Annotated in this window: 17 protein-coding genes and 1 pseudogene; 9 read left to right on the top strand and 9 right to left on the bottom strand. The window is 65.6% G+C overall.

The features are described from left to right. Positions 1-54: 54 nt before the first annotated feature. From bfr to F3K02_RS16605, 5 genes and pseudogenes are all read left to right on the top strand, one after another. Positions 55-531 carry a bacterioferritin gene (bfr, locus tag F3K02_RS16625; RefSeq protein ID WP_177136743.1) on the top strand — a complete coding sequence of 159 codons (477 nt, stop codon included), beginning with the start codon at positions 55-57 and terminating at the stop codon, positions 529-531. Positions 532-675: 144 nt separating this feature from the next. Beyond that, complete coding sequence (locus F3K02_RS16620) at positions 676-915, top strand: (2Fe-2S)-binding protein (RefSeq protein ID WP_177136742.1); 240 nt, start codon at positions 676-678, stop codon at positions 913-915. A 235-nt stretch (positions 916-1,150) separates the two neighbouring features. Next, complete coding sequence (locus F3K02_RS16615) at positions 1,151-3,454, top strand: NADP-dependent malic enzyme (protein WP_177136741.1); 2,304 nt, start codon at positions 1,151-1,153, stop codon at positions 3,452-3,454. A 209-nt stretch (positions 3,455-3,663) separates the two neighbouring features. Continuing rightward, the gene (locus tag F3K02_RS16610; RefSeq protein WP_177136740.1) at positions 3,664-4,077 is read left to right on the top strand and encodes a guanyl-specific ribonuclease; all 414 of its coding nucleotides are present in this window, start codon (positions 3,664-3,666) and stop codon (positions 4,075-4,077) included. A 53-nt stretch (positions 4,078-4,130) separates the two neighbouring features. Further along, positions 4,131-4,526, top strand: a pseudogene (locus F3K02_RS16605) (barstar family protein); the annotation flags it as partial. A 289-nt stretch (positions 4,527-4,815) separates the two neighbouring features. Here the strand turns inward: F3K02_RS16605 and rsmA are convergent. The 3 genes from rsmA to F3K02_RS16590 all read right to left on the bottom strand — a co-directional run bounded on the left by rsmA (position 4,816) and on the right by F3K02_RS16590 (position 9,474). Further along, a complete protein-coding gene (rsmA, locus tag F3K02_RS16600; RefSeq protein ID WP_177136738.1) occupies positions 4,816-5,616 on the bottom strand; it encodes a 16S rRNA (adenine(1518)-N(6)/adenine(1519)-N(6))-dimethyltransferase RsmA in 801 nt (266 codons plus the stop codon). A gap of 21 nt (positions 5,617-5,637) precedes the next feature. Next, entirely contained in the window at positions 5,638-6,876 is a 1,239-nt protein-coding gene (locus tag F3K02_RS16595; RefSeq protein ID WP_343067099.1) for a peptidylprolyl isomerase, read from the bottom strand. 150 nt (positions 6,877-7,026) lie between these two features. Further along, positions 7,027-9,474 (bottom strand): LPS-assembly protein LptD, encoded by a 2,448-nt coding sequence (locus tag F3K02_RS16590; RefSeq protein ID WP_246309534.1) that lies wholly within the window; start codon positions 9,472-9,474, stop codon positions 7,027-7,029. A gap of 169 nt (positions 9,475-9,643) precedes the next feature. Between F3K02_RS16590 and F3K02_RS16585 the strand changes: the two genes are divergently transcribed. Together F3K02_RS16585 and F3K02_RS16580 are read left to right on the top strand one after the other, a co-directional pair. Continuing rightward, positions 9,644-10,765: an aminoglycoside phosphotransferase family protein gene (locus tag F3K02_RS16585; RefSeq protein WP_425485616.1), complete on the top strand. Its 1,122-nt coding sequence runs from the start codon at positions 9,644-9,646 to the stop codon at positions 10,763-10,765. A gap of 10 nt (positions 10,766-10,775) precedes the next feature. Further along, positions 10,776-11,504 (top strand): 16S rRNA (uracil(1498)-N(3))-methyltransferase, encoded by a 729-nt coding sequence (locus F3K02_RS16580; protein ID WP_177136734.1) that lies wholly within the window; start codon positions 10,776-10,778, stop codon positions 11,502-11,504. Here the strand turns inward: F3K02_RS16580 and F3K02_RS16575 are convergent. Both F3K02_RS16575 and F3K02_RS16570 read right to left on the bottom strand, forming a co-directional pair. After that, positions 11,491-12,501, bottom strand: coding sequence for an extracellular catalytic domain type 1 short-chain-length polyhydroxyalkanoate depolymerase (locus F3K02_RS16575; RefSeq protein ID WP_177136733.1), 1,011 nt, complete (start codon positions 12,499-12,501; stop codon positions 11,491-11,493). The two genes, F3K02_RS16580 and F3K02_RS16575, sit on opposite strands and share 14 nt — an antisense overlap. Positions 12,502-12,609: 108 nt before the next feature. Continuing rightward, the gene (locus F3K02_RS16570) at positions 12,610-12,960 is read right to left on the bottom strand and encodes a DUF4870 family protein (protein ID WP_177136732.1); all 351 of its coding nucleotides are present in this window, start codon (positions 12,958-12,960) and stop codon (positions 12,610-12,612) included. Positions 12,961-13,083: 123 nt separating this feature from the next. On the opposite strand from F3K02_RS16570, the gene F3K02_RS16565 reads away from it, so the two are divergent. Then, positions 13,084-14,259 (top strand): MFS transporter, encoded by a 1,176-nt coding sequence (locus tag F3K02_RS16565; RefSeq protein WP_177136731.1) that lies wholly within the window; start codon positions 13,084-13,086, stop codon positions 14,257-14,259. A 125-nt stretch (positions 14,260-14,384) separates the two neighbouring features. After that, positions 14,385-14,867 (top strand): YidB family protein, encoded by a 483-nt coding sequence (locus F3K02_RS16560; protein ID WP_177136730.1) that lies wholly within the window; start codon positions 14,385-14,387, stop codon positions 14,865-14,867. A gap of 57 nt (positions 14,868-14,924) precedes the next feature. On the opposite strand, the gene F3K02_RS16555 is transcribed toward F3K02_RS16560, so the two are convergent. From F3K02_RS16555 to F3K02_RS16540, 4 genes are all read right to left on the bottom strand, one after another. After that, positions 14,925-15,776 (bottom strand): alpha/beta hydrolase, encoded by an 852-nt coding sequence (locus tag F3K02_RS16555; RefSeq protein WP_177136729.1) that lies wholly within the window; start codon positions 15,774-15,776, stop codon positions 14,925-14,927. Positions 15,777-15,807: 31 nt separating this feature from the next. Further along, positions 15,808-17,310, bottom strand: coding sequence for a M20 family metallopeptidase (locus tag F3K02_RS16550; protein ID WP_177136728.1), 1,503 nt, complete (start codon positions 17,308-17,310; stop codon positions 15,808-15,810). Positions 17,311-17,439: 129 nt separating this feature from the next. Next, positions 17,440-19,017 (bottom strand): methyl-accepting chemotaxis protein, encoded by a 1,578-nt coding sequence (locus F3K02_RS16545; RefSeq protein ID WP_218179480.1) that lies wholly within the window; start codon positions 19,015-19,017, stop codon positions 17,440-17,442. Between the two features lie 31 nt (positions 19,018-19,048). Further along, positions 19,049-20,614, bottom strand: coding sequence for a methyl-accepting chemotaxis protein (locus F3K02_RS16540; protein ID WP_177136727.1), 1,566 nt, complete (start codon positions 20,612-20,614; stop codon positions 19,049-19,051). Between the last annotated feature and the right edge of the window lie 27 nt (positions 20,615-20,641).

Below are 20,641 nucleotides of genomic sequence, written 5' to 3'. Positions count from 1 at the left end.
GACGACAATGGTTTTTTGCCCCAACCCAAAGTCCACCCAGAAAGGAACCCCCTCATGAAAGGCGACCCCCAGGCCATCAGCCATCTGCAGGCGCAGCTGAAGAACGAACTCACCGCCATCAACCAGTATTTCGTGCACTACCGCATGCTCAAGCACTGGGGATTCGACAAGCTGGCCAAGAAGGAGTATTCGGAGTCCATCGGCGAGATGAAACACGCCGACTGGCTCATGGACCGCATCTTCGTGCTCGATGGCCTGCCCAACCTGCAGGATCTGGGCAAGCTGAACATTGGCGAGAACGTGCCCGAGATGCTGGCCAGCGACCTGGCGCTCGAACGCGGTGCCCAGACCACCATCAAGGACGGCATGGCCCACTGCGAGAGCGTGCACGACTACGTCTCGCGTGACCTGCTGCAGAAGATCCTGGACGACACCGAGGAACACATCGACTTTCTCGAAACCCAGATCGACCTCATCGACAAGGTCGGCCTGCCCAACTACCTGCAGAGCCAGATGGGCGAGCCCAGCTGAGCGGGCGACCCGTCCGAAGACCTCGTGCAGGCATGGGGTGTTCCGGCGCAAACCGGGATACCCCACAAATCATCCGGGTTATTCTCCGAATTGAATACGATCAATTATCATTTGTAGGCCCATCCCTTCCAGGAACCACCTGCCATGATCGTTTGTGTTTGCCACCGCGTCAGTGACCAGACCATTGCCCGTGCAGCACGTTCGGGCATGGCCTTTGACGACATCCAGCTGGAGCTCGGGGTGGCCACGCAGTGCGGCAAGTGCGAGAGCTGCGCGCGTTTGGTGTGGTCAGAATGCCGGTCGGGTCAGCCCACCGCGCACCTCAAAATCGACGAACTGCGGCAGCAGCTGGCCCGAGGGACGCTGCAACTGGCCCCGGTCTAAAGACCGTTTCTCCGCGCGCCCGCGGCGCGCAACCCGATTCGGCGCAACATTCCGCCCGTGCTTGACGCCTGTCCGGCCGCACGGTTCTGCGCCGCGCCGGGCCATTCCATCTGAAAATGTCACGCCAGATTGACCCGCTACGCAATATTGCGGACTGGGCATTTCGGGGTCGCACATTTAGAATGCGCAATTCGCTTTCACATTGCAAGATGAGAACCCAACAGGAGACAAGGCCATGACCACGGAAAACAGCCAGGACAACAAGCGTGCCGAGCTCAAGCGCGCCGCGCTCGAATACCACGAGTTCCCCACCCCTGGCAAAGTGGCCATTGCCGCCACCAAGCAGCTGACCAACCAGCGCGATCTCGCCCTGGCCTACTCGCCCGGTGTCGCCGCGCCCTGCGAAGAAATCGTCGCCGACCCGAACAACGCGTTCAAGTACACCAGCCGCGGCAACCTGGTCGCCGTCATCACCAATGGCACGGCCGTGCTGGGCCTGGGCGACATCGGCCCGCTGGCCGCCAAGCCGGTGATGGAAGGCAAGGGTGTGCTGTTCAAGAAGTTCTCGGGCATCGACGTGTTCGACATCGAGATCAACGAAAAAGACCCGGACAAACTGGTCGAGATCATCGCGTCGCTGGAACCCACCTTCGGCGGCATCAACCTCGAAGACATCAAGGCGCCGGACTGCTTCTACGTCGAGCGCAAGCTGCGCGAGCGCATGAAGATCCCGGTCTTCCACGACGACCAGCACGGCACCGCCATCGTGGTGGGTTCCGCCATCTTCAACGGCCTGAAAGTCGCTGGCAAAGACCCGAAAAAGATCAAGCTGGTGACCTCGGGCGCAGGCGCTGCGGCCCTGGCCTGTCTGGGCTTGCTGGTCAAGCTCGGTATCCCCCGTGAAAACATCTGGGTGACCGACCTGGCGGGTGTGGTGTACGAGGGCCGCACCGAGCTGATGGACGAGGACAAGATCCAGTTTGCCCAGAAGACGGCCCAGCGCACGCTCTCCGAAGCCATCGAAGGCGCCGACGTGTTTCTCGGCCTGTCGGCCGGCGGCGTGCTGAAGAAAGACATGGTGGCCAGGATGGCGCCCAAGCCATTGGTCTTTGCGCTGGCGAACCCGAACCCCGAGATCACGCCAGAAGACGTGAAAAGCGTGCGCGACGACGCCATCATGGCCACCGGTCGCTCCGACTACCCGAACCAGGTCAACAACGTCCTGTGTTTTCCCTACATCTTCCGTGGTGCGCTGGACGCCGGCGCCTCCACCATCACCGACGAGATGGAGATCGCGGCGGTGCACGCGATCGCCGAACTGGCGCAGGCCGAGCAGAGCGACGTGATCGCAGCGGCTTACGCAGGCGAACAGCTGATGTTCGGCCCTGAATACCTGATTCCGAAACCCTTCGACCCGCGGCTGATGATGAAGATCGCACCGGCCGTGGCCCAGGCCGCCGCCGACAGCGGTGTGGCGCTGCGCCCGATCGCCGACATGGACGCCTACCGCCAGCGCCTGCAGAGCTTCGTGTTCGCCTCGGGCACCATCATGAAGCCGATCTACGCCGCGGCCAAGACCGCCGCGAAGAAGCGTGTGGCCTATGCCGAGGGCGAAGAAGAACGCGTGCTGCGCGCCTGCCAGATCGTGGTCGACGAAGGCCTCGCCCGCCCGACACTGATCGGCCGCCCGGCCATGATCGCCGAGCGCATCGAAAAATTCGGCCTGCGCCTGAAGGAAGGCCTGGACTACGACGTCGTCAACGTCGAGCAGGACCACCGCTACCGCGAACTCTGGCAGACCTACCACCAGATCATGGAACGCCGCGGTGTGACCGAGCAACTCGCCAAGATCGAGATGCGCCGCCGCCTGACCCTGATCAGTTCCATGCTGCTGCGTCGCGGCGACGTGGACGGCGTGATCTGCGGCACCTGGGGCAACACCCAACTCCACCTGGACTACATCGACCAGGTGATCGGCAAGCGCGAAGGTGCGAACTGCTACGCCGCCATGAACGCGCTCATGCTGCCAGGCCGCCAGGTGTTCCTGGTGGACACCCACATCAACTACGACCCCACGGCCCAGCAGCTGGCCGAGATCACCAAAATGGCCGCTCGCAAGATGATGCGCTTCGGCATCACGCCCAAGGCCGCGCTGCTCTCGCACTCCAACTTCGGCTCCAGCAACCAGCCCAGCGCCCTCAAGATGCGCGAGACCCTGTCCATCCTGCAAACGAATGCACCATGGCTGGAGGTTGACGGCGAAATGCACGGGGATGTGGCGTTGGACGCCGATGCACGGCTTTCGATCATGCCGCGCTCGGCCCTCAAGGGCGACGCCAACCTGCTGGTCTGCCCCAACATCGATGCCGCCAACATCGCCTACAACCTGCTCAAGACCGCGGCAGGCGGCAACATCGCCATCGGCCCCATGTTGCTCGGTGTGGCCAAACCTGTGCACATTCTCACAGCCAGCGCCACCGTGCGCCGGATCGTGAACATGACGGCCCTCACCGTTGCCGAGGCGAACGTTTCCCGCTGATCCCTTGGGAAAAAGCAAGCGCTAACTTTTCCACACATTTTTGCCACTGCAGATTGCCTGTTTATTCAGCAATCGCTTGCAATTTTGTAACGCTTCGGGCACACTACCAGCCTTGAATCACAGGGTTAACCCGCCCCGTCAACACCTCCACAAGACCTGTCTTGTCGGAGTGCCGGAGGCGGGTTGATCACATCAGGAGCAGGGATTTCATGGGTCTGGATCGGATCCGGTGGACGAGGAATTGGGCGGTATCGGCCGCCCTGCTGGTGGCCATCAGCACCTTTGTGGTGCAAGCCCGATCACCCGCGTTCAGCAGCCTTCCAGGTTCGGCCGTCGCCTCCGTGGCGTATTCGGGTCTGCCCGTGCAGGGCCAGGAGGTGATGTCGCAGATTCGGCAGGGTGGTCCTTTCCGGTATGAGAAAGACGGCACCGTGTTTGGCAACCGGGAGCGGTTGCTGCCGGGTCAGAAGCGAGGTTACTACCGCGAATACACCGTGCCCACTCCGGGTTTGAACCACCGGGGGGCAAGGCGGATCGTGTGTGGAGGGCTGAAACCCCGGGCACCTGATGGTTGTTATTACACCGAGGATCACTACAGCAGCTTCAGGCTGATCGTGCAGTGATCCGGAGCGCAGTGAGCAGATTTTTAACTTTGACTTTAGAAAGAGACGCGGAGATGGACACGCCACTTCGTAACGTAAAACCCAATATCGTTCAGTCGATTCGCGCTTATGGCGTGAAAGACCTGCAGGCTGCGGCCGAGCAGTTGGGTCATCACTTTCTGTACGCCAACCTGGCCAAAGCCCAGAGCAAGCAGGATGTGCTGGAGTTGATCGCGGCGCAGTACACCCTGCCGTCGCACTTCGGCAAGAACTTCGATGCGCTCTACGACTGCATGACCGATCTGGTCCACAAGTCGGGTCCGCAGACCGGTTTCATTGTCGTGCTGGAGCACATTCCGGCCCATGCCAAGTTCGACAAAGAAGCGCGCGAGCAACTGCTCGACATCTTCCGCGACACCGCCGACTACTGGAGCGACCGCAAGATCCCGTTCCGCTGCTTCTATTCCTTCTCGGTCGCTCGCGCGTCCAAAGGCGAAGCACCGATCGAGGTGGAAAACGAAGAGCCGATGCCAACCGACAAGCTCCTGGACGTGAGCCCGATGGCGCTGCGCATGAGCAGCCCGTTCAACGCCGGGTATTGGCTGGCTGCGGCCTGACCTGACTGGACCACCCCCGCGCCGCCTTCGGCGTCACCCCCTCAAGGGGGCGGCACTGGCGGCCCGGCAAAGCCGGTTCCGCGGTGCCCTGGAAGGAAAAAAGCCGCTGCATCGCAGCGGCTTTTTCATGCCTGCGTGTTTTCTATTGAACAGCCTGGGCGAGCGCCACGTACTCCTGCACCGGCACTTCTTCAGCGCGGCGCTGCAGGTCGAACGTGCCGGCAAAGTCGCGGGCTTCCAGCCACTTGCCGAGCGTGTTGCGCAAGATCTTTCGCCGCTGGCTGAAGGCGGTTTGCACCAGTTCGCCGTACAACTTGATGTCGATGGCCGGCGGTTGTGCCAGCGGGACCATGCGCACGATGGCGCTGTCCACGCGCGGCGGTGGATCGAAGCTCTCGGGGGGCACGAACAGCACGTTGTCCATCGCGTAGCGCCACTGCAGCATGACGGACAGGCGGCTGTAGTCCGCCGTGGCCGGTCGGGCCACCATGCGGTCGATCACTTCCTTCTGCAGCATGAAATGCTGGTCCTGAATCACCGCCACATGGTCCAGCAGGTGGAACAGGATAGGCGTGGAGATGTTGTAGGGCAGGTTGCCCACCACCCGAACCCCGACACGATCCACCTGCCGCGGCTCTGATGCGCTCCCCGGCGCCGAACACAGTTCATGTGCCAACGCCGTGAAGTCCACCTTCAGCACATCGGATTCGACCACCGTCAACTGCGGATGGGCACGCAAGCGCAGGGCCAGATCACGATCCAGCTCAATGACCGTCAAGTGGCCCAGGCGCTCGACCAGGGGTTGCGTGAGCGCTGCCAACCCCGGTCCGATCTCGACCATGTGATCGCCCGGCAAGGGCGCAATCTCGCGCACGATGGCATCGATGATGCCCTGGTCGGTCAGGAAGTGCTGACCAAAGCGCTTGCGCGCAATGTGTTTCATGAAGACTGCAACGGTCCGCGATCAGGGCCGCGGATCTTCGCGGTATTCCACGAAAGCGCGTGCGCGGACGTCTTGTGACCAGCTCAGCAGCACCGACTGGGCTTTCTGATCCCGCAACCGGGCGCGGGCCACTTCCCGCTGCTCGCGCTCGCTCATGGCGGTATCGCGGCGCTCATCGACCCGGATGAGGTGCACGCCGAAACGCGAAACCAGCGGCGGCGACATCTCGCCGGGTCGCAGCTTGTCCATCGCTTCTTCAAACTCGGGGACAAATTGCCCCGGGTTGGTCCAGCCCAGATCGCCCCCCTGGCGGGCCGAACCGTCCTGGCTGTGCTCGCGCGCCAAGGCCTCAAAACTGGCCTGTCCGCTGGCCACCTGCTGCCTGTACCGATTGAGTCGGGCGACCGCATCGGCCTGGCTGAGCTGGGGCCCTGTGCGCAACAGGATGTGGCGCGCGCGGGTCTGGGTGACGGTGAATGCGGGCGAAACGCCCTGACGCTTGTCGATCAGCTTGAGCACATGAAATCCCGCCGCGCTGCGCACCGGCCCTGCGATACCCCCTGCGGTCAGCGAACGGGTTGACTCGACGAACAGCTCAGGCAACCGGGACACCGGACGCCAGCCAAATTCACCGCCGCTGGTGCCCTCAGGCGCATCGGAAAATTCCCGCGCCAGCGCAGCAAAGTCACCACCTGCGCGCGCGCGATCGGCCACGCTCTGGGCCCGGGCCTGCAGCTCGGCGATGCGCGCAGCACTGGCCGTATCGGGCACCTGAACCAGCACATGCGCCAGACTCAATTCCAGGGCGTCGGGGTTGTTGGCGCCCTGCTCCCGGATGAATGCGTCGATGTCGGATTCGCTCACCTTCACCCGAAGTTCCACTTCGCGTTCGCGCACGCGTTGCAGCAACAGCTGGCCCCGCAGTTCGTTGCGCAGGCGGTTGATGTCCATGCCTTCGGCGGCCACACGCTGGCGAAACTCTTCCACGCTGAGCTGGTTCTGGGCGGCGATCGACTGCTCGGCCTGGGCGAGGGACGCCTCGTCCACACGCAGCCCCAACTCAGTCGCCTCCTGTTGCTGGGCCCGCTCGGCCACCAGCTGTTCCAGCACGAGGCGCGCCAGCTCCTCCCGCGGCGGTAGCGCGACGCCACGTTGGGCGTACTGTTGTTCGACACGCATCAGGCGTTGCCGCACGTCGTTGTTGGTCACCGGCTCGGAATTGACCAGCGCAACGATGTAGTCCACCGTGCGCGTGGCCACGGACGGCTGTTTGATGCTTGCCTGAGCAAGCTCGCTGCTCAACCGCAAGGACTGGGCGGAAACAGGGTTCAGCGCGAACAGTGCCAGCCCACACAACAAAGCAGGCAAGGAGCGCGGGCGGGCATTTTCGGTCATGAGGGTCAATATGGATCAGTCGTACTGCTGGAAACGGCTTGGCGGGACGATCTCTTCACGCAGGTACTGGTATTTCGGTACGTTGCCCTGCAGGGTCTGAAGCGAGCTCGCGCCAACACGGGAGAAGCCGGAAAACTCGAGCTGGAACAAAATGCTCTGGTTGGCCGTGGTCCTGCTTTGCTGCAGACGGGACAACACGACGCGCCCCAGCCAGCAACCGGCATCGTATTCAAATCCGGCCACGAGGTCGATGATCTTGCGATCCGGCATGCTGTAGTTCATGCGCCCAACGGTATACCACTGGCCTGGCCCCAGCGCGCGCCCCGGCACACGCGTCGAGGCACCCCCCCACAGGTCGGCGATGGGCCATTGCCAGCCGAGATCAATCTGCTCGCTGACGCCGCGCTGGATGCGATAGGCGGCGCTGAGCACCCTGAAGGGCCCCGGCGTGTAACGACCACCCATGGTGGTCCTCACGCTCTCCCCGCTCTTGGGGTTGTACTGCAGGTTCGTATCAAACGACCACAGGGGATCCCACTGAACACGGGCGGCCAGTAGCATGTTGCTCACCCGCTCGGTCACCGGGACACCGCCCGGCAAAGTGACATTCTGGTCCTCGAGCAGCACGCGCTGGGCCATGCCCAGTCGAATCACCTCGGCGCCATTGTCGGCGTCGAGCAGCCGGGAGTTGACCCCCAGGGTCACCGCCCGGGTGTCCGAAATGCGGTCGTTCCCGTTGTAGGCGTTCTCTGAAAACATGGTCGCCAGGTTGAAGTCCCGTGCACCAGAGTCGAAGTTGGGCAGGCCCGTCTGGTCACGGAAGGGTGTCCAAGTGAAGAACGCCCGGGGCTCCAGCGTCTGGGTGTACTGGCGCCCGAAGTAGGCGGCCGGTCGTTCGAACACCAGACCACTGTCCAGGCTGACGGTGGGCACCGCCCGCGAGGCCGATGTGGGAACCCCTGTGGCATTGTCAAACTGGTACTGGGTCGCATGCAGGCGCGCACGCGGCTGCACAAACCAGCCGGGGGACTGCCAGCGACGGGTGATCTCTGCCACCGCCAGAGATCGATCCCCCCCGGATTTGACTTCTCCGGCCGTGGACAGAATGGAGCGCTGGAAGCGGGTGAAATTGGTCTGCACCGACATGTCCCATCCGGGCGACCCCAGCAGCGTCTGGTCGTACTTCTGATAGTTCAAAGCCAGCGATGGCAGCCGATCATAGGGCGGGGTGAAGGGCGCGCTCACATCCTGCAAGGACTGCCATTGGTAGACCCCGGCATTCACCGACCAGGGGCCGCGAACCCAGCCCAAATCAGCTTCGTTCCGCAGAAGACGCGAGGTCAGGGAAGTGATCGAGCGGGGAAAGTCGCGCCAGTAGTTGTCATCGCCCACGCGGTTCAGGTTCGCACGCAGGCTGATCGGGCTTCCGCCACCAACATTGGCTGTCAGTCGCTGACTGTGCTGCAGCGAGTACGCCCAGCGGTCTTCGTCGCGCAGCCGGTCCGACGGCATGAACGCTGCGCGCAGCCGTCCCGTGTAACTCGGCTGCAGGTAGCGGAACTCACCGGCCAGGTCCACACCCCGCTTCGTCATCAGGGACGGCGCGAGCGTGGCGTCCATGTTGGGCGCTAGGTTGAGGTAGTAGGGCGCTGTCAGCTGCACGCCGCTCTGGTTGTCGATGGCCATGCTCGGCGGCAAGACACCCGACTTGCGCTTGTCCGACAGCGGGAACGTGAAATAGGGCGCAGCCAGGATGGGCACGCCCTTGAACTCCAGCACACCGCCCTTGGCGGTACCCACGTCCTCTACCGTGTCCAGTTCGATGCTGGTGGCCCGCACCAGCCAGTCCGGCATCCAGCGGCTGCCCGGCGGGCGCTCGCAGGTGGAATAGCGCCCGTCGTGCACCACCATCGTGTTCCTGTCCAGGAAATCGATGCGGCTGGCGTCGCCGCTGGCCTGGTTCTTCAACAACTGGTAGGTGGGTTCCGAAAAATGGCCCTTGTAGGTCTCCACGTTCATCTGCAGCTCGGGGCCCTGGAAGCGGTCGCCGTTGCGGTTGATCAGGACATGGCCCGTGGCGAGCGCCTCATTCGTGCGCTGATCGAATTCGACCCGATCCGCACGAATGACCGTGTCGTGGCGCCGGAGCTCCACCTCGCCCTCCAGCACGGTGACATCGTCGGTCTTGCCTTGCATGCGCTCACCCCACACGAAGGTCGGCAGCTGTTTGCTCGTTTCCGGCGGCAGCGTCTCCTGCAACATGGCGCCGGGTTTGAGTCGCACCGATTCCCCGGCATCGGCATCCTGCGCCCAAACCGGTGCCGGCACGGCGCCAGCTCCCAGCGCCAGCGCCGCAATGGCGCCCTGCACCGCCCATGCCAGGCGGGTCGGTTCGGGACAGGCGCCGCTCGCTGCACGCGTGGTGCGGGAAGACGCTGGGAAGGGGTTGTGAGCAGGTTTCAAGGCGGTGTGTGGCAAAACGGCCGACTCTGAATGCTGTAGGAACTCGGCACCGCTGCAACAGGTCGGCGGAACCACGAAACGCCCGCCCGGAACCAGGTCGGCGGCGCGATGGATTTGTAGAATCTGCGGCGATTATCCTATGCCTGTTGCCCCGCCCCGGCGACCGTCGCTGACGCCCCCTCCAACACCCTCCCCAGACATGCCCCCCATCACAAACGCCGTTGCGTGGACGGACCCGCAACGCGAAGCCGCTTTCACAGCCTGGCTGCGTCCCCTGGCCCGCCAGCACGGCCTGCTGGAGGCCACGCTGCGCCCGGCTTCCGCTGACGCCAGCTTCCGCCGCTACCTGCGGCTCGACGGCCTGAGCGGCGACAGCCTCATCATCATGGATGCGCCACCGGCACATGAAAACTGCCGACCCTTTGTGCAGGTGGCTGCGCTGATGCGCGAGGCCGGCTTGCTGGTGCCCGATGTACTGGCCTGGGACGAGCCGCAGGGTTTCATGCTGCTGAGTGACCTGGGCCACCAGACCTTGCTGGACGTGATCAACCCGGACCAGCCGCAAGCCAACCACGCCCACTACATGGCCGCACTCGACAGCCTGCTGGCCTGGCAGCTGGCCTCGAAACCCGGTGTGCTGCCACCCTACGACGAGCCGCTGCTGCGCCGCGAGCTGCAGCTGTTCCCCGACTGGTACCTGGCCCAGCACCGCCAGACCACGCTGCAGGGCAAGGACGCCGAAACCCTGAGCAAGGCCTTCGACAGCATCGTCCAGCGCAATCTGGCCGCGCCCAGCGTCTACGTGCACCGCGACTTCATGCCCCGGAATCTGATGATGCCGACCCGGCCCGGCACCACGCCCGCTCAGCAACTCGGTGTGCTCGATTTCCAGGACGCGGTCTACGGCCCCATCACCTACGACGTGGCCAGCCTGATGCGCGACGCCTTCCTGAGCTGGGAAGAAGACTTCGTCATAGACGTCACCGTGCGCTACTGGGAAAAGGCCCGCAAGGCCGGCCTGATGGACTTCGAAGACTGGCACAGCGATTTCGGCGCCTTCTACCGCGCGGTGGAATGGATGGGCCTGCAGCGCCACCTGAAGGTGGCCGGCATCTTCGCGCGCCTCACGCTGCGCGACGGCAAGCCGAAGTACCTGGCCGACGCGCCACGCTTCATCCACTACATCCGCAACACCACGCACCGCTACCGAGAGCTCGGACCCTTCCTGCAACTGATCGACAAGATCGAAGGCTTCGAGGCCGCTTCGGGCTACGCCTTCGGGCGGGTCTGAGCGACACCACATGCCGCGCTTTCACTGTCCCGTCCCGCTCACCCTCGGTACCGACCTGGAGCTGCCACCCGCCGCAGCGCGCCACGTCCAGGTGCTGCGCCTGCAACCCGGTGGCGTCATCACGCTGTTCAACGGCGAAGGCGGCGAATACAGCGCCACCATCCTGCGCATGGGTCGCTCCGATGTGGCCGTGCGCATCGACCACCACGCGCCGGTGGAACGCGAAGCCGGCCGCCGCGTGCACCTGGCTGTGGGCATGCCCGCCAACGACCGCATGGACTGGCTGGTGGAAAAAGCCGCCGAACTCGGCGTGGTCAGCATCCAGCCCCTGCACACCGCCCACAGCGTGCTGCGCCTGGCCGGCGAGCGCGCCACCAAGAAACAGGCGCACTGGCAGTCGGTGGCCATCGCCGCCTGCGAACAGTGCGGCGGCAACCGGGTGCCCGCCGTGAAGCCGGTGGCCGATCTGGCGGCTTGGCTTCCGGCGTCGGCCGACGTGGCCGCGCTGCGCTGCGTGCTCTCGCTCGCGCCCGGCACCCGCCCCCTGACCGAGGTGCTGGGCGATGCCCCCGCCGACGCCGGGGTGCTTTTCCTCAGCGGCCCCGAAGGCGGCCTGTCGGCCAGCGAAGACGCGCAGGCGCGCGCGGCCGGTTTCGTGCCGGTCACCCTCGGGCCTCGCGTGCTGCGCGCCGAAACCGCGGCGCTGGCGGCGCTGGTGCTGGCGCTCAGCGCCGGCTGAAGAAGTCCCAGATCAGTTCGTTGGCCGAGATCGCGCTGGCGCCCGGCTGCTCGCCGCGCACCTTGCGCCCACCGGGCCAGGAGTGGCCGCCGGTCTCGGTCACGCACAGTTTCACCTCGGCGCCGCCCCGGCAGGATGAACGGGTTTCACACCACGCTCCCGGCACCTCCAGCACACGCCGTGGCGCAGCCTCGCAGCCATTGAGTCGGGCCCATCTGGCCACCGTGTCGGGCACCGACACGAAGTCCGCGTGGGTGTCGGAGGCGCTGCCCGAACCGCCATTGAAGAGAACCCGGTCGTCGTCGAGCGCGTGGATGTGCAGCACCGACACGGGCGCAGAGGGCGCGCAGGCCGGCGTGCCGTCGGTGCCGGCCACGGAGGCGATGGCCTTGAAGGTGTCGGCCATCTCGCAGGCCAGCCGGTACGAGAGCATGCCGCCGTTGGACATGCCCTGGGCAAAGATGCGCCCCGGGTCGATGTTCAGGCGCTGGCGCAGATCGGCCACGACGGCGCGCACGAAGCCCACGTCATCGACCTGCCGGTCGCGCGCCTGGCCACAGCACAGGCCGGCGTTCCAGGTGGCCAGCTTGCCCGAGCGCAGGCGGCTGGTGCCGTTGGGAAACACCACCACGTAACCCGCCTGCTCGGCGTGCGAGACCAGCCCGTAATAGCGGTCGTCGGCCTGGATGTCCATGTTGCCACCGCCCCCATGGAAGGACAGCACCATCGGCATCGGTATCGCCGGGTCGTAGCGCGCCGGCACGTGCACGCGGTACTCGCGCGTCAGGCCTCCGTGGCGCAGGCTGAAGCGGTGCTCACCGGGCCGGGTGATCGGCACCGGCGCGGCCGGTTGCGGCGCCCGGTCCTGGCGCTGCTGCAGCCAGTCGCGCAGGCGTGGGCGCTCGGGGCGCTCCTGCGCGCTGGCCGGCGGTGGCGCCAGCCCGGCGCCCAGGATCAACAGAGCGAGGGCCAGCCCCCAAGCTTTGTTGGATGTCATGCACGCTCTCCGCAAACGGTGGTGGCGCGATCTTGCCGCAGGAATGGCCCGGCAGCGCGTGCTGCGTGCGGCCACCGCCGCGCGGGCCTGACGCTGCGCCGGTGCGCTTCAGGCGGTGGTGGCGTACATGGCCTTGCCATCGTTGAGGTAGAGCCAGCCCTTGACGATGCGGTAAATGAACCAGATCAGGTTGCCCAGCAGGACAAAGGCGCCCACCACCAGAAACAGCGTGAGCACGCCGATCACGCTCCAGAGCAGCGCGAACCAGAAGGTGCGGATCTGCCAGCGGAAATGGCTTTCCAGGTAGGTGCCGGCCACGTCGTCCTTCTTCACATAGTTCATCACGATGGCCACCAGGCAGGTGATGCCGAGCAGCAGCGACGACGCGTACAGCGCATAGATTACCGTCGTGAGGGTTTTGTTGGCGTCGGCGGCCTTCGGTTCAGCGGTGGTGTTCATGGCTCCTCCTGAGTTGAGCGGTGTCTTGGCGGATGGTGTGAGCGGCCCGAGGCCTGTCCTTGGCACTATACCGTCGGCTCTGCGACCCCGGGCGCGAGCGCGGCCTTGTATAAACAGCCCCTTATGAACAAAAACCTCTGGCTCCTGGCCGCCGCGCAAGGCCTGTTCCTGACCAACAACGTGGTCTTCATCGCCATCAACGGCCTGGTCGGCCTCTCGCTCGCGCCGCTGGGCTGGATGGCCACCTTGCCCGTCATGGGCTACGTGGTGGGCGGGGCCTTGTCCACGCCGCTGGTGGCGCGCACCCAGAGCGCATTCGGCCGCAAGGGCTCGTTCCAGATCGGGCTGCTGGTGGCGCTGGCTTCGGTGCTGCTGTGTGCCTGGGCAGCGTTCGACAAAAACTTCTGGCTGCTGGTGACCGCCACCGTGATCGCCGGTTACTACAGCGCCAACGGCCAGCTCTACCGTTTTGCCGCCGCCGAACTGGCCGCCCCGGATTACCGCGAAAAGGCGGTCTCTTTGGTGCTGGCGGGTGGTCTGGTGGGCGCGGTGCTCGGCCCCAACCTGGCGAGCCGCACGCGCAACCTGTTCGAGGTGCCTTTCGCAGGCGCCTACCTGGCTCTGGCGCTGGTGGCGCTGATCTCGATGGCCATCATGGCCTTCCTGAAGTTCCCGCCGCTGCCGCCCAGGAAGGCCAATGCCGACACCGGCCGACCGCTGCGCCAGATCATGAAACAGCCGGTTTTCATCGTGGCCACCGCCGGCGCCGCGCTGGGCTACGGCGTGATGAACCTGCTGATGGCGGCCACCCCGCTGGCCATGCAGGTCTGCGGTTTTCCGTTCGACGACGCCGCGCTGGTGCTCGAATGGCACGTGATCGGCATGTTCGCGCCAGGCTTCTTCACCGGCCACCTGATCAAGCGCTTCGGCACGCTCACCATCATGGGCGTGGGCGTCGTGCTCAACATCGCCTGCATCGCCGTGGCGCTCACGGGCGTGAACCTGCACCAGTTCCTGATCGCGCTGTTCCTGCTCGGCGTGGGCTGGAACTTCCTCTTCACCGGCAGCACCACACTGTCGCTGCAAGCCTACAGGCCTGAGGAAAAAGACCGCGCACAGGCCGCCATCAACTTTTTTGTTTTCGCCACCATGGCCCTCACGTCGTTCGCCTCCGGCGCACTGGTCACCACGCAGGGCTGGCTGTGGCTGAACGTGGGCTCACTGGTGCCCGTGGCCCTCACCGGACTGGCGCTGGCGTGGCTTGCGTGGGTCCGCCGGCAAGCCCACAATCCCGCTTGACCCGCTGCGCGGGCTTCCCAGGGGGCCGCGCCGGTTCTCCGGTGTGTGCTGGAGGGCGTTGCCTCTGGTGTGCTTGATGACACATGCACCCGTCATCATCGATCTCTTTTTTGTGGAGGTGTCCCATGGGACTGTTGGATTCACTGGTGGGCGCGGCGCTCGGTGGCGGGCAAGGTGGTCAGACGCAAGCAGGCACGGGTGGTCTGGATCCGCAGGTGCTCATGGGCATCGTCGCTGCGCTGATGAACAACGGCGGCGGCCTCTCGGGCATCCTGGCCAAGCTGCAGCAGGGCGGTCTGGGCGACGCGGCGCAATCGTGGGTGGGCACGGGCGCCAACCAGCCCGTCTCGCCCGACGCACTGGGTGGCGCACTGGGCCCGGACCTGATGGGCATGATCGCCAGGCAGTTCGGCGGCAACCAGCAGCAGGCCGCCGGCACCCTGGCCGACCTGCTGCCCGGCCTGATCGACCAGCTCACGCCACAGGGCCAGCTGCCGGCCGACAACGGCTTGGGAGGCCTGGGCGCGCTGCTGGGTGGAGGTCAGGGTCGCGGCGGCATGGATGCGGGTGACCTGATGGGCATGCTCGGCGGCCTGATGCGCAAATAAGCCCGCTCGACCCCAACTGAAACGGCCTCTTCGCAGGCCGTTTTGTTGGCGGGCGTCTCAGGCTGGCGCCTGCAGATCGAGCCAGGTTTTCAGCGCTGCGTAAGCCCTCGACGGATCTGCCTCGTTGAAGATCTCGTGGAACTGGCCATCCAGGCACTGGCTGGTCACCAGTTCGCGCGGCGCCACGGCGGCAAACGCGCGGCTGCCTTCGGGTCGCACCAGACGGTCCGCGCCCGCGTACATCAGCAAGGTGGGCACGCGCCAGTGGGGCGCCGCGGCCACCACGGACGGGCCGTTGCTGTCGATGAAATACGCCAGCCGCGCCGAGATGCGGTCGTGCACCAGACTGTCCTGCTGGTAGGCCTGCACCACATCGGCATCGTGCGATATCTGGCGCGCATCGAGTCCGTTGGACAGCGCGAGGTTGGGCGCCCAGCGGTACAACAGCCGCACGAGCCACTTCTGCAGCGGGCCGATGCCCGCGTCCAGCGCGGGCGACGACAGCACCAGCCCGTCCACCGGCGCCAGGTTGCGGTGCACGAAGGTGGCGGCCACCAGACCGCCCATGCTGTGCCCGAAGAGGATCAGCGGACAGGCCCAGGGGTTGGCGAGGTGGCGGCGGGTGTCGTCCAGCACCTCGGACAGGTCGGTCAGCAGCGCATCGTCGTCGGGCAAAACACCCTGCGCGCCGCCGGACTCGCCATGGCCTCGCTGGTCGTAGGCGCGCACGCAAAAGCCCCAGTCGTTGAGCCGTTGGGCGAGCGCGTCGTAGCGCCAGGCGTGTTCGCCCAGGCCGTGCACGATGAGCACCACCGCCCGCGGGCGCATGCGCAAAGGCAGGGGCCAGTCGTAGAGGGCGAGGTTCAGTCCGTCGCGCAGCGTGAACGGGGCTTGGGTGGTATCGGACATGGGGCCAGCAGCTTCGGAATTGAACAAGAGCTCAAGGCATGCGGGCCATGACCTGCGCCACCGCGGCCGTGAGGCGGCGTGCGTAGTCGAGGTGCAGGAACTCGTTGGGGCCGTGCGCGTTGCTCTTGGGTCCGAGCACGCCGCAGACCATCATCTGCGCCCGGGGAAAGCCCTGGCTGAGCATGTTCATCAGCGGGATGGTGCCGCCCTGGCCGATGGTGCCGCAGGCGGCGCCGAAGTGGGCCTGCGAGGCGCCCTGCAGCGCGTCTTCGAACCACGGCGCGGTGCTGGGCGCGTTCCAGCCGGTGGCCGCGCCTTCGCCATCGAAAGTGACGCGCGCCTGGTAGGGCGCGTTGTCTTCCAGCAGGGCCTTGAGCTGCTGCACGGCGGCGGGCGCGTCCACCAGCGGCGGCAGGCGCAGGCTGAGCTTGAACGCGGTGTAGGGCCGCAGCACGTTGCCGGCGTTCTGCAGCGTGGGAAAACCGTCGGCGCCGGTCACGCTGAGCGTGGGCCGCCAGGTGCGGTTGAGCAAAGCCTCCACCGGGTCGGTGGTGGTGGGCAGGGCGAACACGCTGGAGCCACCGCAGTCGTGGTGCGCCCAGGGAAAACGTTTGTAGAGCTCGTCGCCCAGGATGGCGGCGGTGGCCTGCGCCTGCGCCAGCCGTTCGGCGGGCACTTCGCAATGAAAGCTCGCGGGCAACAGCCGACCGGTGGCGCTGTCTTCCAGACGGTCCAGCACCTGCCGCATGATGCGAAAGCTCGACGGCACAAGGCCCGAAGCGTCACCGGAGTGGATGCCTTCGGTGAGGATCTCCACCTTCAGCACACCGCTGGCCATGCCGCGCAGGCTGGTGGTGAGCCAGAGCTGGTCGTAGTTGCCGGCGCCGCTGTCCAGACAGATCACCAGGCCCACGTCGCCCAGCCGGGTGCGCAGCGCGTCCACATAGGGGAGCAGATCGGCCGAGCCACTTTCTTCGCAGGTTTCGATCAGGCCGACGATGCGCGGGTGCGCCACGCCCTGGTCCTTGAGTGCCTGCACCGCAGCGATGCTGGCGTAGACCGCGTAGCCGTCGTCGGCACCGCCGCGGCCGTAGAGCTTGCCGTCATCGATCTTCGGTGTCCAGGGGCCGAGGTCGCTGCGCCAGCCGGTGAACTCGGGTTGTTTGTCGAGGTGGCCGTACATCAGCACGGTCTGGCCGGAGGCAGGTGCTGGCGTGCCGTCTTTTCCGGCACTGGCCGGCACTTCGAAAAACAGCACCGGCGTGCGCGGCACACCGTTGGCATCGTTGAGCCGCACGATCTCCAGTGTGAGGCCAACGACGGCTTGCGCGCGCACCCAGTCGGCCGCGCTCTGCAACACGCGTTCGAGCAGACCGTTCCGGGCCCACTCGGGATCGAACATGGGCGACTTGGCCGGCACCTCGATGTAACGCACCAGCTCGGGCACGATGCGCTGCGTCCAGGCGGTGTCGACCTGGGCCTGCAAGGCCAAAGGGTCCAGCGGGGGCAGCGGTTGGGGCAAGCGGGCGTTCATGGTGTTGATCTCCGGACCGGGCCCAGCGGCCCACGATCAACAAGTATAGGCAGGCCTGCCACAGCGCCGTGTCGCAGGGCCATCGCAGCGCACGGCCCTCTCGAGAACGGGTTTTGTGCGCCCGGCTTCTCAGCCCGGCACCGCCGCGCCAGCCAGCCGGAACACGCGGACCACCTGGGTCAAACTGGCCGCCTGGTCTTTCAGGCTTTCCGCGGCCGCGGCACTCTGTTCCACCAGCGCGGCGTTCTGCTGCGTCATCTGATCGAGCTGCGTCACCGCCACATTGACCTGCGCGATGCCCTGGCTCTGCTCGGCCGTGGCCGAACTGATCTCGCCCATGATGTCGGTCACCCGCTGCACGCTGGCGACGATCTCGTCCATGGTCGATCCGGCGTCGGCCACCAGGCGCGTGCCGGCATCGACCTTGTCCACGCTGGTGCCGATCAGGGTCTTGATTTCCTTCGCCGCTTCGGCACTGCGCTGCGCCAGGTTGCGCACCTCGGCCGCCACCACCGCAAAACCGCGCCCTTGTTCACCCGCACGCGCCGCCTCCACCGCGGCGTTCAAGGCCAGGATGTTGGTCTGAAAGGCAATGCCATCGATCACGCCGATGATCTCGCTGATCTTCTGGCTGCTCTGGTTGATCTGGTCCATGGTGGTGACCACCTCGGCCACCATGGTGCCCCCGCGGCGTGCGATGCTGGCGGCCGATTCGGCGAGCTGGTTGGCGGTGCGCGCGGCGTCGGCGCTGTGGCGCACCGTGCTGGTGAGCTCTTCCATGCTGGCCGCCGTCTGCTGCAGGTTCGACGCGGCCTGTTCGGTGCGGGCCGAGAGGTCCTGGTTGCCGCTGGCGATCTCCACCGACGCGGTGGTGATGCTGTCGGTGGCGTTGCGCACCTTACCCACCGTCTGGCGCAGCGACGACACCATCTCACCCAGCACCGCCAGCAGGCTGCCGGCGGGCGCGTGGCGCAACTCCACGGCCAGATTGCCGTTCGCCACGTCCTTCATCACCGCCACCGCCTCGACCGGATCGCCACCGATCTGGCGCGTCACACTGCGCAACGTCGTCCAGCCGATGCCGCCAATGATCAGCAGCGCCGCCAGACCCACCCCGAGGTTGGTGAGGACCGCATGGCGCACCTGCACGTCGAGGTCGTCCGTGTACAGACCCGAACCCACCATCCAGTTCCAGCCGTCGACCTGGATCACGTACTGCAGCTTGGGAACCGGCTCGGTGCCGCCGGGACGCGGAAAGTTGGTCTGCACAAAGGCGCGTCCGTTGCCGCTGTTTCGCAGGCCCTCGACCAAGGCCACGATGATGTCCACACCGTTGCCGTCCTTGACCTTGCCGATCATGTCCTGACCCGACCATTCGGGCTTGAGCGGGTGCATCACACCAGCTCCCGCCAAGGTCCAGATGTAGTAATAGTCCTTGCCCTCGGCGCCGTAGCGCGCCATGCGAAGGGCATCCTGGGCGGCGCTCTGGGCCTCGGCCTCGGTCATCTTGCCGGCGGCAGCCTGGGCACGAAAACCCTCCACGATGGTGTGTGCCGACTGCACGCCGGTGACCAGCTGGCCCTGCAGACCTTCGGTGATCTGCCGGCGCGACTGCAAAACCGACAGGGTGGCGATGACGGCGATGCCGACGACGGCAAAGAGCACCAGCGTGATGATCTTCTGGCGAAAGCTCAAGTTGTCCAACATGGATTGTTCGGTTGATGGTAGAAAAAACGGATCAAGCCTGCAGGCGGAACACCCGCACCACCTCGGCCAGGCGGGTCGCCTGGTCTTTCAGGCTTTCGGCGGCGGCGGCACTCTGTTCGACCAGGGCGGCGTTCTGCTGCGTCATCTGGTCGAGCTGACCCACCGCGGTGTTGACCTGGCCAATGCCCGCCGATTGCTCGGTGGCGGCCGTGGTGATTTCGCTGATGAAGGCCGAGATCTTCTCGGCATTGACCACGATCTCGTTGATGGTGCTGCCGGCCTCCGCCACCAGCCGGGTGCCGGCGTCCACCTTGTCCACGCTGGTGCCGATCAGTCCCTTGATTTCTTTCGCCGCTTCGGCGCTGCGCTGCGCCAGGTTGCGCACCTCAGCCGCCACCACCGCAAAGCCGCGGCCTTGTTCACCGGCACGCGCGGCTTCCACCGCCGCGTTCAGCGCCAGGATGTTGGTCTGGAAGGCGATGCCGTCGATCACACCGATGATGTCGCTGATCTTCTTGCTGCTGTGGTTGATCTCATCCATGGTCGACACCACCTGGCCCACGACGTGGCCACCGCGCACGGCCACCTCGGCGTTGGCCACCGCCATCGCGCTGGCCTGGCGCGCGGCATCGGCGCTCTGGCGCACCGTGCCGTTGATCTGCTCCAGGCTGCTGGCGGTCTGCTGCAGGTTGCTCGCTGCCTGCTCGGTGCGGGTGGACAAATCCTGGTTGCCCGAGGCGATCTCCGCGCTGGCGGTGCCGATGCTGTCCGTGCTGCTGCGCACTTCCCCGACGATGCGCACCAGCGCCGACTGCATGCCCCCGAGTGCGGTCATGAGCTGGGTGAGTTCGTCCCGGCCGACCGTGGAAATCGTCTGGGTCAGGTCGCCCTGCATGATGGCGGTGGCCACACGCTGGGCCTGGTCCAGCGGCTGGCAGATGCTTTGCATGTTGGCCAGCGTCGAGGGCACCACCACCAGCGCCGCCAGAGCCAAGGCAACGCCGAACCACAGCGTGGTCTGTCCGCTGATGTAGGCCTCTTCCTGCTGCAGGCTGGCGGCCTCCTGCATGATGATGCCCTGAATCTTCTGCATGTCGACCAGCAAGGCGGCGTACTGATCGTGTGCCCGGCCCAGCATCCGGTTGGCCACGGTGGCGCTGTCATAGCCGCCGCTCTTGATCTGGGCCACCACGGGTTCGACCGCAGCCACGTAGTCGTTCAGCCGCTTCTGCATCTCCAGTAGCACGGCGTTGTCTTCGTCCGCATCACCTTGCATCATGTGTGCGATCTCCTTGTTGACCTCCTCGCGGGCCTTCTCCCACTGCAGATTGGCCAGCGACATCTGTTCCGGTGACTCGTACTGGATGACCATGTCCTTTTCATGGCGGCTCATGTCGGACAGCGCAACTCGCAGGCGCGACAGCGTGAGGGTTTCCTCAAACGCGTGCCCCACGAACTCGTGACTCACCGCGGACTGGCGCGACATGCCCCACAGGCCCGCACCGCCGACGATGCCCAGCAGCAACAGCACCACACCGATGGCACCGAGCATGCGCACACGGATTGAGAACAGGCGCATCAAAGGTTGCAAGTACATGGAAAACTCCGAATGACTGAAATGAGT

Source organism: Hydrogenophaga aromaticivorans, assembly GCF_013387465.1.
Taxonomy (GTDB): domain Bacteria; phylum Pseudomonadota; class Gammaproteobacteria; order Burkholderiales; family Burkholderiaceae_C; genus Hydrogenophaga; species Hydrogenophaga aromaticivorans.
The sequence above is the reverse complement of the archived record's forward strand: the minus strand, read 5'-3'. Positions and strand labels throughout refer to the sequence as shown.

Bases quoted from the DNA above. Each gene is read 5' to 3' on its own strand.
- F3K02_RS16550 (WP_177136728.1), bottom strand. From the start codon at position 17,310: ATGAACGCCCGCTTGCCCCAACCGCTGCCCCCGCTGGACCCTTTGGCC.
- F3K02_RS16560 (WP_177136730.1), top strand. From the start codon at position 14,385: ATGGGACTGTTGGATTCACTGGTGGGCGCGGCGCTCGGTGGCGGGCAA.
- F3K02_RS16540 (WP_177136727.1), bottom strand. From the start codon at position 20,614: ATGTACTTGCAACCTTTGATGCGCCTGTTCTCAATCCGTGTGCGCATG.
- rsmA (WP_177136738.1), bottom strand. From the start codon at position 5,616: ATGAAACACATTGCGCGCAAGCGCTTTGGTCAGCACTTCCTGACCGAC.
- F3K02_RS16610 (WP_177136740.1), top strand. From the start codon at position 3,664: ATGGGTCTGGATCGGATCCGGTGGACGAGGAATTGGGCGGTATCGGCC.
- F3K02_RS16620 (WP_177136742.1), top strand. From the start codon at position 676: ATGATCGTTTGTGTTTGCCACCGCGTCAGTGACCAGACCATTGCCCGT.
- F3K02_RS16580 (WP_177136734.1), top strand. From the start codon at position 10,776: ATGCCGCGCTTTCACTGTCCCGTCCCGCTCACCCTCGGTACCGACCTG.
- F3K02_RS16570 (WP_177136732.1), bottom strand. From the start codon at position 12,960: ATGAACACCACCGCTGAACCGAAGGCCGCCGACGCCAACAAAACCCTC.
- F3K02_RS16615 (WP_177136741.1), top strand. From the start codon at position 1,151: ATGACCACGGAAAACAGCCAGGACAACAAGCGTGCCGAGCTCAAGCGC.
- F3K02_RS16545 (WP_218179480.1), bottom strand. From the start codon at position 19,017: ATGTTGGACAACTTGAGCTTTCGCCAGAAGATCATCACGCTGGTGCTC.
- F3K02_RS16555 (WP_177136729.1), bottom strand. From the start codon at position 15,776: ATGTCCGATACCACCCAAGCCCCGTTCACGCTGCGCGACGGACTGAAC.
- F3K02_RS16565 (WP_177136731.1), top strand. From the start codon at position 13,084: ATGAACAAAAACCTCTGGCTCCTGGCCGCCGCGCAAGGCCTGTTCCTG.
- bfr (WP_177136743.1), top strand. From the start codon at position 55: ATGAAAGGCGACCCCCAGGCCATCAGCCATCTGCAGGCGCAGCTGAAG.
- F3K02_RS16575 (WP_177136733.1), bottom strand. From the start codon at position 12,501: ATGACATCCAACAAAGCTTGGGGGCTGGCCCTCGCTCTGTTGATCCTG.